This window comes from Vibrio makurazakiensis, from assembly GCF_050337375.1.
In the GTDB taxonomy this organism is placed as follows: domain Bacteria; phylum Pseudomonadota; class Gammaproteobacteria; order Enterobacterales; family Vibrionaceae; genus Vibrio; species Vibrio makurazakiensis.
Genome location: NZ_JAKJSW010000032.1, coordinates 23,476 through 35,649 on the forward strand (window position 1 = coordinate 23,476; position 12,174 = coordinate 35,649).

Annotated in this window: 8 protein-coding genes and 1 pseudogene; 3 read left to right on the forward strand and 6 right to left on the reverse strand. The window is 43.4% G+C overall.

Going from position 1 to position 12,174, the window contains the following annotated elements:
• Positions 1 to 20 precede the first annotated feature (20 nt).
• Complete coding sequence (locus L4C33_RS05505) at positions 21 to 1,286, forward strand: urate hydroxylase PuuD (RefSeq protein ID WP_428811439.1); 1,266 nt, start codon at positions 21 to 23, stop codon at positions 1,284 to 1,286.
• Positions 1,287 to 1,624: 338 nt separating this feature from the next.
• Positions 1,625 to 4,129: a putative bifunctional diguanylate cyclase/phosphodiesterase gene (locus L4C33_RS05510; RefSeq protein WP_428811440.1), complete on the forward strand. Its 2,505-nt coding sequence runs from the start codon at positions 1,625 to 1,627 to the stop codon at positions 4,127 to 4,129.
• Positions 4,130 to 4,222: 93 nt separating this feature from the next.
• Here the strand turns inward: L4C33_RS05510 and L4C33_RS05515 are convergent, their stop codons facing one another.
• Both L4C33_RS05515 and L4C33_RS05520 read right to left on the reverse strand, forming a co-directional pair.
• Complete coding sequence (locus tag L4C33_RS05515; RefSeq protein WP_428811441.1) at positions 4,223 to 5,098, reverse strand: AEC family transporter; 876 nt, start codon at positions 5,096 to 5,098, stop codon at positions 4,223 to 4,225.
• A gap of 258 nt (positions 5,099 to 5,356) precedes the next feature.
• Complete coding sequence (locus L4C33_RS05520) at positions 5,357 to 6,316, reverse strand: DUF4382 domain-containing protein (RefSeq protein ID WP_428811442.1); 960 nt, start codon at positions 6,314 to 6,316, stop codon at positions 5,357 to 5,359.
• Positions 6,317 to 6,486: 170 nt separating this feature from the next.
• Here L4C33_RS05520 and L4C33_RS05525 point away from each other — a divergent pair, with 170 nt between their 5' ends.
• Positions 6,487 to 7,089 carry a class I SAM-dependent methyltransferase gene (locus L4C33_RS05525; RefSeq protein ID WP_428811443.1) on the forward strand — a complete coding sequence of 201 codons (603 nt, stop codon included), beginning with the start codon at positions 6,487 to 6,489 and terminating at the stop codon, positions 7,087 to 7,089.
• A gap of 118 nt (positions 7,090 to 7,207) precedes the next feature.
• Here L4C33_RS05525 and guaD read toward each other — a convergent pair whose 3' ends face one another.
• The 4 genes and pseudogenes from guaD to L4C33_RS05545 all read right to left on the reverse strand — a co-directional run.
• Positions 7,208 to 8,542 (reverse strand): guanine deaminase, encoded by a 1,335-nt coding sequence (guaD, locus tag L4C33_RS05530; RefSeq protein ID WP_428811444.1) that lies wholly within the window; start codon positions 8,540 to 8,542, stop codon positions 7,208 to 7,210.
• Between the two features lie 58 nt (positions 8,543 to 8,600).
• Positions 8,601 to 9,476 carry a xanthine dehydrogenase accessory protein XdhC gene (gene xdhC, locus L4C33_RS05535; protein ID WP_428811445.1) on the reverse strand — a complete coding sequence of 292 codons (876 nt, stop codon included), beginning with the start codon at positions 9,474 to 9,476 and terminating at the stop codon, positions 8,601 to 8,603.
• A gap of 157 nt (positions 9,477 to 9,633) precedes the next feature.
• A complete protein-coding gene (gene xdhB, locus L4C33_RS05540) occupies positions 9,634 to 12,024 on the reverse strand; it encodes a xanthine dehydrogenase molybdopterin binding subunit (RefSeq protein ID WP_428811446.1) in 2,391 nt (796 codons plus the stop codon).
• A pseudogene (locus tag L4C33_RS05545) lies at positions 12,017 to 12,174 on the reverse strand (xanthine dehydrogenase small subunit); the annotation flags it as partial. The pseudogene L4C33_RS05545 and the gene xdhB, both read right to left, overlap by 8 nt.

Consider the following 12,174-nt stretch of genomic DNA (forward strand, 5'->3'; position numbering starts at 1 on the left):
GACGATACAGGAGTTTTATTATGGATCCGCATATTACGGAATGGCTGAACTTAGCAATTCGCTGGGCTCACATGATTGTTGGTGTTGCGTGGATTGGCGCATCGTTCTACTTCGTTTGGTTGGAAAACAACCTGAACCGAGTAAACCCTAAAACTGGATTGTCTGGCGATTTATGGGCAATTCATGGTGGTGGTATCTATCACCTTGAGAAATACAAATTGGCACCACCTGAAATGCCAGAACACTTACATTGGTTTAAGTGGGAAGCGTATTTCACATGGATCACGGGTGTGTGTCTATTAGGTGTTGTGTATTATCTTAACGCTGAAATCTACTTGATTGCCCCTGGCTCTGGTTTAGATTCAACTACGGCAGTTGCGATTGGTATTGGTGCTCTTGTTGCAGGTTGGTTCGTTTACGACTTCTTGTGTGATTCACCACTAGGCAAAAAGCCAATGCTGTTAGGTTTCGTTCTGTTTGTTGCTCTTGTTGCAACGACTTACGGCTTAACGCAAGTATTCAGTGGCCGTGGTGCATACATTCACGTTGGTGCGATCATCGGTACTATCATGGTTGGTAACGTATTCCGTATCATCATGCCAGCACAGCGCAACCTAGTGAAAGCGATTGAAGAAAAGCGCGAACCTGATCCAACGTTACCAGCAAAAGGCTTGTTACGCTCGCGTCACAATAACTATTTAACGCTGCCAGTACTGTTCATTATGATCAGTAACCACTTTCCAAGTACTTACGGCTCGGAATACAACTGGGCGATTCTAGCGGGCCTAGCTATCTTCAGTATCTTGGTACGTCACTACTTCAACACTCGTCACGGTAGCCAAAAATATGCTTGGACGATCCCTGTTGCTGCTTTAGGTATGATTTGTCTGGCGTTTGTAACTTCGCCATATGCGAATATGCCAAGCCCTACATCAAGTGCACCAACTGCAAAAGTTGAAGCGAGCACAACGACAGATGCGGCTGGAGAAGTACTAGAAATAGCTGAAGAAAGCCACACTGGTGGTGTACCGTTTGCTGCAATTAACAAAGTCATTCAGGAGCGCTGTTCTGTATGTCACTCAGCAACACCGACACACGCTGCATTCGCTGTCGCACCTGGTGGCGTGATATTGGATACTGCGGAAGAAATTAAAACGAATGTTCCTCGTATAATGGCACAGTCGGTTCAAACGAAGGTAATGCCTTTGGGGAACTTGACGCAAATGACAGATGAAGAGCGTTCATTAATTGGAACATGGGTTGAGCAAGGTGCTGTTATTCAGTAGCGGGTCTCTAATAACCTAAGTTAAACCAGTTTGTTATTCCCTTACTAAGTTCATGAGTCTTAGCTAAGGTCAGGGGGAGTTTTGATGTGAGCACGCAATCAAACTCCATCCCACCCTGTTTTCCCCGGCCCTATAGCCGGGGCTTTTTGTTTTTAAGAGGCTGTTTAATATTTACCAGTCTTTTTGTTCGTATTTTGAGCGGTTTATGTAATGGTTTCATAAGTGATTTATTAAAGTGATACCTCTGACAAACAATGCCTTACTATTACTAAGGGCTAATAGATATGCGCAAACGTTTATATTATTATTAGCTAAATTACGATTCTTCTGGATATATCATGGAGCACTTATTACAAGGGCTGATCAAGCCTAAATCAAGCTCTGAGTTATTTGTTAGTTCGCTAGAACTTTTATATAAACAATACAAACCTAACCATTGCTTTATTGCTGATACAAGCAGCGATGACTCCATTGCCTATACGAAATGCTACTTAAGCGAGGGAAAACTCGTTGCGAACTTTGCTTATCCTTTATTGGATACGCCGTGTGATATTGCGGTAAAGGGGTCTGGTAACTACTGTTTTTACGCTTCGGGTATTCAACACAAATTTCCTAAAGATGTTGCTTTGGAGGAACTGGGTGCTCAAGCCTATGTCGGCCTACCGCTTACGGCCCGTAGTGGCGAGCGTGTTGGGCTAGTCGTTATGCTCTACGATAGAGAAATGCCGGAGTTAGAACTCGATGATGAGTTTATCGATAACCTTGGCTATATCCTCGGGCAAGAACTTCATCAAAACAAACTCGACGACCATAACCAACGGCTAGTACGACAATTTAAGCATGTTGAAGCGTTGAGTAATTTAGGCTTTTTTCAATGGGATATTTCGAAGCAGACCTTTGAATTTAGCCCTAACTTCTGGGCTGTCATTAACGCAGAAGCTCACCACCTGTCATCACTTGAATCATTATTCTCTACTTATATATTTTCTCACCGTGAGCAGTGCGCAGAGTACATTGCAAGAGTGCTATCAAACCTTGAAAACCCATCAATCACTATTGTAAATAAAGATGAATCCCCAACAAATAAGCATTTGAAACTGATATGTCACAATAATTTCGATGAGCAAGGTCGGTTACTCAGTGTTGAAGGGATCGTTCAAAACATAACGTTACATCAAGAGCTTACTCATGAGTTCAATATGGCGAGTGAGGCGTTAAACCAAAGTAATGACGCGATACTTATCACTGACAAAGAGAATAGGATCGTCCAGCTTAACCAACGAGTTGAAGAACTTACTGGCTATTCTCGATCTGAGTTGATGGGCAAAAATCCTTCTATGTTCTCATCTGGTTTGCAGGGACCTGATTTTTACAAAAAAATGTGGGCAGATCTCGAAAGTAATGGGCGTTGGGAAGGGGAGCTATGGAACAAGAATTGTCATGGAACGATCTTTCCTGAGCGTATGTCCATCACTACGCTAAAAGATGAGAACCGTGAAGTTTCTCATTACATCGCGGTATTCAGAGATATCACCCGACGTAAAAATAATGAGAAAAAGATCGAACAGTATCAAAAGTATGAATTCGTCACTGGGTTAAAGAAACGACAGATTTTTATTCAAGATATTGAAGATAGGTTAGCTACAGGTGAAAGAATTTCGTTAGCCCTATTTGATATAAAAGGCTTCTCATTTGTTAATCAAGCATACGGCGATGAGATGGGCGATCGGCTTTTGTCTGCGGTTGCAGAGCGGTTAGACAAGGTGATGGGTGAGCAATGTGTCGCATGTCGTTATGGATCCGATGAGTTTGCTATTTTAATCGACGAAATGTCGGATTCGGAAGTGCTGACTTTATGCCATAAAATCCGAAGCGAACTTTTGGTGAATTACCCTATATCAGGGCACACAATATCAATTGATTGGAATGTCGGAATTTCTACGACATTAGACGATGTCTCTGAAGCTAACCCAATGATGCAGGCTAAACTCGCACTAGAGAAATCAAAGATACGTGATGGCCAACTGGTCGTCTTTACTTCTGAATTAGAAAACCAATCTGTTCGTCGGCYAAAATTAAAAGTGGCATTGGAAGCGGCGATTAAAGAAAACCAAATCCAAGTTCACTACCAACCGATCTATAGTACTGAGAATAAGGTTGCCACCAAGTTTGAGGCATTGGCGCGTTGGAAGTACGGTGCGGAATATATTTCTCCTTTCGAATTTATAGGCATTGCAGAAGAGTACGATCTTATTATCCCACTGGGTCGTTGTATTTTAGAGCAAGCCTGTGAGCACTTATCGATACTTCATAGCCAAGGGTACACCGATACCGTTTTCTCAATTAACCGGTCGATTAAGGAGCTTAATGCGGTTGAGCTTCAGCATAGTTCGATTGAAGACACGTTGAAGCGCTTTCAATTACCTATGAGCGCGATTGTTGTTGAGATCACCGAGTCTATATCCCTTGATGATAACCCTATCGCCAAGCAAGTACTCGATAAGTTAAAGCAAAGTGGTATTAAGCTGGCTATCGATGATTTTGGTACTGGCTATGCTTCATTTGGAAACCTGATTAGCCAAGAGCTCGATTACCTGAAAATAGATCGCTCGTTTATTAAAGACATAATGCATGACAAAGGCTGTTCGGTTCTCACACAAACAGCGATCAGTTTGGCTGACAAACTAGATTTAGATGTCATTGCTGAAGGGGTTGAAACAAGCTGCCAATTGAATTTACTAAAAAGCCTAGGCTGTAGGTTTGTCCAAGGATACTTTTTAGGTAAGCCTGCGCCTTTCAATGAAATTTACCGCCACTTAGCTCCTATTTCTCAGGAAAGCTAAACCCCATAAATTCGGAGATATATAAAAATGCCAACGGTTAACGTTGGCATTTTTGTTGGGTTGAACGTTATTTTTATAGAGTCACACCACGGTTCACAGCGACAAAGCGAACGTAAGCAAAATAGGTAAAGTGACAATACTCAAAAAGTTACCAAACAAAACCATTGAAGCTACTTTTGTTGGTTCTACATTAAACCGCTCGGCAAACAGGTAGTTCATGACAGCTGGGGGCAGCATAGTGAACAACACCATCATCTGTAGATGTAATGTGGGTAATGGGATGAAGAAATAAATAATGGCAAAAGCGACACCGCCTGTAGCCAGTGATTGGAATGTACTGAACAAACCGACTTTAAGGCCACTTAAGCGAAGGTTGACCATTTGAGAGCCGAGAGACAGCAACATGATTGGAACAGCAGCTTGGCCCAAAAGGGAGCTAGCTTCATAGAGAGGGTTCCACACTGAAACACCAGACAGGTTTAGTGCCATAGCGAGCGCTGCTGCCAAAAATATAGGCATCGAAAAGATTTGTTTAAGTGGGTTGCCATTGCTGAGCAAAGCTAACCCAACACTAATATGTACACAGGCGGATACGACGAATAAAAGTACCGCAGGCGCAAGAGCCGTCTCGCCAAAAGTATATGTGAACAAGGGAATGGCTAAGTTGCCACTGTTGCGGAACATATGAGGAGGAGCCCAAGCCTTGAAGTTGATTTTAGCCAGCTTGCAGATTGGTATCATCAGTACGCCAGGTACGAGCACCGCTACCAAAGACGCGTAAATCAGCGGGAGTTGTTCAGTGTCGAGCGGCATGGTTGTTAGAGATGCAAAGACCAGCGCGGGAATGCAAACATCCATATTGATTCTATTTATTGGTCTAAAGTCTGGCTTCAACCATTTCCCGATGACAAACCCAACACCGGCAAGAGCAAACACTGGAAATAAAATACTGACGACTTGTTCGAACATAGCGTTCCTTGCTGTGTTTATAGTGGCTAAGCCAAGTTGGAAATACGCGCAAGCGACTGTATCTAAATAGAAAGGCGATGCTAGAAATAGGGTAAATATTAACTTATCAGTAATTTCTAGGAGCGTCACGGTGAGAGTTGTATTTTATGAATTCAACTGATGTTTTTCATAAGAAAAAAGCTCTACCGGCAATAGAGCTTTTTGTTGCTGTTTGAGCATTTGTGCTTGTACGAAGTTAACCCTTAGAAAAGCTAACCACTATAAAAAATTAACCACTCCTGCTTGCTCAGCGGCAAGCGTAATTTCAGATACGTTGTTGACGGGAAGGGGAATGTTCACCGCACTGTCGTATTGAATTGGATCATCGTTATCACCATTGCAAGTGAAAGCCACGGTATAGTCCCCTGCAGGCAAGAACCCGAACGTGTAATCTCCATTATCCGCTACCTCTGTCGAAGCATAAGGCTGATTGGCATTTGCGGGCACAGGCGCATTGGTGTCGAACTCTTCGTCCTCGGTATCAACAAGATCAATAAGGTCGCTTACTGTTAAGCCTAAGCCGCTATATAAGTAGATCATGTTGGAGGTACTTACACTGCAACTTACGTCAGCCGTAAATAGATTTTGGTCAACGTTACCTGAAAGACTGGCTGCCGTGCTGTTATTTAGAATGGATACGCCGTTAGGCTTTAGAATATAGCCATTATTGTTACCTTGGTTACCACGCATGACTAAGGCTTTACGCAAATCAAACTCAATAGTAAACGCTTGAGTCGCCTCTGAGGTGACTTCAAAGCTACCAAGACGAAGCTTATTGCTGGGTTGTTTTAAATTGTTAGTACCAGTGAGGTCATCAACAAAATTCACACCACTTTCGTTACTGATGTGTAGAATAAGGTTTTGGTAGACTCCAACTGGGATTGCTTGTGAATTGATGATGAGCGCAGATTGAGCCCCCTGATAGTCCAATAAATCTATTTGTTCATAATCTCGGTTAGGGTTAGTCGGTGTAACATCGAAATAAGTGGAGTTTCCTTCACTGTCTACGAGTTCCACCTGGGCAAAGCCGATAGTCACTGAGCTGGCATCATCCACTGGCGAGTCAGAAACCGACATAGATACACTTGCTGTGCTACCGCTTGAACTGCTTTCTCCTCCGCAGCTAGTAAGCAGCGCGAAAAATGGCAGTAGAAGAATTAGGCTAATGAGTTTTTTCATAATCCCTACTCACAAACTTTGGTAGACCTAATAATCATAGTTGGGAAATGGGCTTTATTGAAATTGTGATGTAGTTCTAAATATTTATACGCATCGAGTTGCTTTTGTTTGATGGAAAGGTAAATCAACTCGTAATAACTGTTCGCGCCAACCAAATTTGAAGTATTTTTATGCACTTTCTTGACCGTTTTAATATTTATTCTTACCACCGAAGACGCTTAAAGTCTTGGGGCGGTAATAATCCTAAAGTTCAAGGTTGGTCGAGTATTGAATCTCAACAAGCGAGGTTTGATGCTATTTCCCATGCTGTCGATTTTGAATCTAAGAGAGTGTTGGATTTAGGGTGTGGTTTAGGGGAGTTGTATGATTACCTTGCTCAAGATTACTCTCTGGAATCGTATTTGGGAATGGATCAACATCGCCCATTTTTACGTGCCGCTAAAAAGAGAGTCGGTTCAAGTGAGGTTCAATTTAAATATGGTGATATAAGCCAGTTTAATGAAACCGGTATTGATGTGATTGTCGCTTGTGGCTCGCTTAACTACCAATCTCGCGATCCAGACTATATTTCTAAAATCATCACAAGAATGTATCACCAAGCCAATGAGGCCGTTGTCTTTAATTTATTAGACTCTGAATTTTTTCATGATAAGTCTTTGCTCAAGGCCTACAACCGGACGGCCATTTTTAGGTTCTGTAAGATGCTCAGCAATAATGTCCGTTTGATCGATAATTACGCAAGTGACGATTTCACTATTGTTATGCGCAAATAAGAATCTATGCGCAATTCAAAAGTGATGCATTAATTTAAAATACACATAAAAAAGCTCCGAATAGTCATTCAGAGCTTTTGCGTTGTGGAACCCGTTTATGATGTGAGCTAATTGAACATTAGCTAACTAACTTTTTAGCGTCTTGGTAATTCACGTCGTAAGCTTTTTCGCCGTAGATATATGTTTCACTCACGGTACGGTCATCACCTAGGCTCATCAATACAAACAACTTCTCTTCAAGTTTCGTTGCTTGTTCCATTCTGAAGCGCATTAGCTGAGTCGCATGCAAATCAAGTACAACGAAATCGGCTTCTTTTCCTACTTCTAGGTTACCAATTTTGTCTTCCAAGTGAAGTGAACGTGCACCGCCCAATGTTGCTAGGAATAACGATTTTGCTGGGTGAAGCTTTTCTTGCTGGAGTTGCATGATTTTGTACGCTTCACTCATAGTTTGTAAAATAGAGAAGCTAGTACCTGCGCCTACATCTGTACCCATACCAACTCGAACACCGTGCTCTTCTAGTTTTGGCAACTTGAACAGGCCAGAGCCTAAGAACAAATTCGAAGTAGGGCAGAAGGCAATCGCAGAGTCGGTATCGGCTAGGCGTTTACATTCACAGTCAGACAGATGAATACCGTGTGCGAATACAGAACGTTTGTGCAATAAACCATAGTGGTCATAAACGTCTAGGTAGCTGTCGCGTTCTGGGAACAGGTCTAATACCCACTCAATCTCTTTCTTGTTTTCAGAAAGGTGTGTGTGCATATAAACGTCTGGATACTCTTCTAAAAGTTTACCCACAGTTGCCAGTTGCTCTGGTGTACTGGTTGGAGCAAAACGTGGCGTGACTGCGTAATGCAAGCGACCACGGTTATGCCATTTTTCAATCAATTCTTTTGAGTCTGCATAGCCAGATTCTGGCGTGTCAGTCAGGTAGTCAGGGGCATTGCGATCCATCAATACCTTACCTGCGATCATGCGTAGATTACGCTTCTCTGCTTCTTCGAAGAAGACGTTGACCGACTCTTTATGTACCGTACCAAACACTAGTGCCGTTGTTGTGCCGTTACTGGCTAGTTCGTCTAAGAACAGCTTGGCAACTTTGTGCGCGTACACTGGGTTTTGAAATCGTTTTTCTTCTGGGAAGGTGTAGTTCTCTAGCCAATCTAAAAGCTGTTCGCCGTAAGAGGCGATCATACCTGTTTGCGGGTAGTGGATGTGCGTATCGATAAATCCAGAAGTAATGATTTTGTCTTTATATTCTTTTACATCAAGTGTTTTTGGCTGGCGAGTAAGTACGTCTTCGGCTGTGCCTAAATCGACGATGTGACCGTTTTCAACGACCATTATCCCGTCTTCAAAATATTCGTATGATTCTTCTAAACCAACATCCTTTGGGTCGGCTACGCTATGAAGAATACTGGCGCGATAAGCTTTGCGTTGCGTTGTCATGTTTACTTCCTTTTTATTACTTCAATGACATTATGGCCTTTGAAGCGTACGACTTTTCTTAAGCGATTTTTTCTTCTAATTGTGAATCGCTTGTGTCGTTTGATTCCTTAATCAGGGTTGATACATCTTGAGATTGCTTGGTTGGGCGCTTTTGTTCAAGCGCTTGGCCTTGATAGTGTGCGATAAGTTCACCTGCAACAGAGACTGCTATTTCTGAAGGGTGTTTACCATTCACAGAACTGATTCCAATAGGACAAATCATTGTGTTGATTTGTTCTTGGTTATAGCCACGTTGCTCTAAACGGAAATCAAATTTCTTACGTTTAGTGAGTGAACCAATCATGCCAAAGTAGCAACTGTCGTTGCGGTCAATAATGGCTTTGGTTAGGTCAAAGTCGAGCTGGTGGTTGTGCGTCATTACTAGGTAATAACTGTTTGGTGGCATTTGGTTTACTTCGCCAACTGGATCGTCACTGACTAACTTTTTCACGCCGTGAGGAAGTTCTTCTGGGAAGACTTCGTCACGTTCATCAATCCAGGTGACGCGGAAGGGCAGGGTAGCGACGATATGCAGTAATGCTTTCGCAACATGACCTGCGCCAAATAGCACTAAGTGATTTTGTTGAGTTCCAATAGGTTCAAAGCTTAAGGTCGCCATTCCACCACAACATTGGCCTAAACGAGCACCAAGATTAAAGCGTTCAACTTTGAGCGACTTTTCGCGGGAGATAAGCATTTCACGCGCCATTTTGGTGGCAACATGTTCAAGATGACCTCCGCCAATGGTGGCGATGAGTCGGTCGCGAGTAACCAGCATTTTTGTGCCCGCATCACGTGGAACGGAACCTCTGTCTTCAAGAACCGTCACCATTACACATGGTTCGTAGTTCTCTTCCAGTTTTGCTAGTTCGTGAATCCAATTATCCTTAAACATATTCCCTCCAAAAGCTCCGACTTAATGCTTCTTTGCCAGCCTCTAATATTGCTTAGCGAGGCTGGCGAACTGATTTTAGTGAATAGCTACTTAATTAATGATGACTTAATTAATCGCTACTCAATCAATTAATTGTTACCTATTGTTCAGCGAACCGTTACGCGGTTTCTGATTCCGCCCCTGCTGATGCCGAAGCACCTTCAGTGACTTCTTGAATCGCCATTAACACGCGCTCTGGTGTTGCTGGTGTGTTCAATTTAGGAATCGCGCCATCTACAGCTACATAGCTAATCGCGTCTTTCAGTGCACTCCATACTGACATGCCCAGCATGAATGGTGGTTCACCGACAGCTTTCGAGTTGAAAACGGTGTCTTCTGGGTTACTGCGGTTTTCCAAAAGGTGCGTTCTGAAATCAATTGGCATATCAGCGATCGCAGGGATCTTGTAACTTGCAGGGCCGTTAGTCATTAATCGACCTTGTTCGTTCCATACCAGCTCTTCAGTCGTTAACCAGCCCACGCCTTGTACAAAGCCACCTTCAACCTGGCCGATATCAATCGCAGGGTTCAATGAAGCCCCTACATCATGAAGGATATCAACGCGAAGGATCTTGTTTTCACCAGTTAAGGTATCAACAACAACTTCTGAGCATGATGCGCCGTAAGCGTAGTAGTAGAATGGGCGTCCACGTGCTTTCTCATGATCGTAGAAGATCTTCGGAGTACGATAGAAACCTGTACTAGATAGTGAAATCTGATTAAACCAAGCCAGTTCAACAAAAGAGTTGAAGGTCATGATTTCCTCACGGATTTGCACCATACCGTTCTTAAATACCACTTCTTCATGCGACACTTTAAAGTGAGCTGCAGCAAAATCGATCAAGCGTTGCTTAATAGTTATTGCGGCGTTTTGCGCTGCCTTACCGTTGAGGTCGGCGCCCGATGAGGCTGCGGTTGGTGATGTGTTCGGAACTTTGTCTGTGTTTGTAGCGGTGATCTGGATACGTTCGACATCGACTTGGAACTCCTCTGCAACGATTTGCGCCACTTTAATGTTCAAGCCTTGGCCCATTTCCGTACCACCGTGATTCAAATGAATACTACCATCGGTGTAGATATGGATTAGTGCGCCAGCTTGGTTCAAGAAAGTCGCAGTAAACGAGATACCGAATTTCACTGGTGTGATCGCTAGGCCTTTTTTCAAGATAGGGCTTTGCTTGTTGAATTCAGCAATTTCTTTACGACGGGCGTGGTAGTCACTGCTGCGTTCAAGTTGTTCGGTGATCTCAGGTAAAAAGTTGTCTTCAACGGTTTGGTAGTAGTGGGTCACGTTACGGCCTTCTCCGCCGTAGTAGTTTGCCTTACGTACTTCCAATGGATCTTTTTTCAGGTAACGCGCGATTTCATCCATGATGTGTTCGATGGTCATCATGCCTTGCGGGCCACCAAAACCACGGTAAGCGGTATTTGACGCTGTGTTGGTTTTGCATCGATGACCGACGACAGTCGCATCACCTAGGTAATAAGCGTTGTCTGAGTGGAACATGGCACGGTCGACAATCGAACTTGATAGGTCAGGTGAGTAACCACAGTTACCTGCTACCATGATATCGGTACCTTGGATCACGCCATTGTCATCAAAACCAACAGTGTACTGGTTGTAGAATGGGTGGCGTTTACCTGTTTGCTGCATATCTTCACTACGCAGCAAGCGCATTTTTGTAGGGCGACCTGTAAGACAAGCGACAACCGCTGCCATACATGCAGGGGAGGCTGCTTGAGTTTCTTTACCACCGAAACCACCACCCATACGACGCATATCAATCACGACTTTGTGCATAGGTACGCCAATAACTTCAGATACCAATTTTTGTACTTCAGTTGGGTTCTGAGTTGACGTGTAAACGATCATGCCGCCATCTTCAGTTGGCATTACGCTACTGGTTTGAGTTTCTAGGTAGAAGTGCTCTTGACCGCCGATCTCGATGTCGCCAGAAATAACGTATTTTGCTTTCGCCAGTGCCGCTTTTGAATCGCCACGTTTTTGAGTGTGGCTTTCTGTTACGAAGTGTTCTTTTGCTAGTGCTTCTTTAACATCAAGAATGGCTGGTAACTCTTCGTATTCAATAATCGCAGCATGGGCAGCTTTACGTGCTGTTTCTAAGTCGTTCGCAGCAACGGCTAATACTGGTTGACCGTAGTACTCAACTTTACCGTCGGCAAGCAGAGGATCGCCTGGTAAAATCGCACCGATATCAAGCTGACCTGGTACGTCTTCAGCCTGGATAACAATGGCTACGCCTTCAAATTCGTAACAAGGCGATACATCAATCTTGGTGATGTTTGCGTGTGCTTGTGTACTTAAACGAGCGTAAACATGCAGTTGGTTAGGGAACTCTAAACGGTCATCAATATAAACCGCTTCACCCGTAACTTGTTTAGCTGCACTGTCGTGTTTAACACTTTTACCCACGCCAGTTTTCAAATCTTTTTTAGCAATGGTAACCATCTCTTCATGGGTCATTGCATTGTTGTGTGCATTAGACATAAGACGTTACCCTTGTTTCGATTTGGTTATTCTTGTTTTGCTGTTCAATGAAGTAGCGACGCAACATATTTGCTGCAGACAATGAACGGTATTCTTGGCTTGCACGGAAGTCAGATAAAGGCTCAAAGTCGTTGTAAAGCTCTTGCATTG

Excerpts from the sequence above, each read along its gene's own strand:
- L4C33_RS05505 (WP_428811439.1), top strand. The coding sequence starts at position 21 with ATGGATCCGCATATTACGGAATGGCTGAACTTAGCAATTCGCTGGGCT.
- L4C33_RS05515 (WP_428811441.1), bottom strand. The coding sequence starts at position 5,098 with ATGTTCGAACAAGTCGTCAGTATTTTATTTCCAGTGTTTGCTCTTGCC.
- L4C33_RS05520 (WP_428811442.1), bottom strand. The coding sequence starts at position 6,316 with ATGAAAAAACTCATTAGCCTAATTCTTCTACTGCCATTTTTCGCGCTG.
- L4C33_RS05525 (WP_428811443.1), top strand. The coding sequence starts at position 6,487 with ATGCACTTTCTTGACCGTTTTAATATTTATTCTTACCACCGAAGACGC.
- guaD (WP_428811444.1), bottom strand. The coding sequence starts at position 8,542 with ATGACAACGCAACGCAAAGCTTATCGCGCCAGTATTCTTCATAGCGTA.
- xdhC (WP_428811445.1), bottom strand. The coding sequence starts at position 9,476 with ATGTTTAAGGATAATTGGATTCACGAACTAGCAAAACTGGAAGAGAAC.
- xdhB (WP_428811446.1), bottom strand. The coding sequence starts at position 12,024 with ATGTCTAATGCACACAACAATGCAATGACCCATGAAGAGATGGTTACC.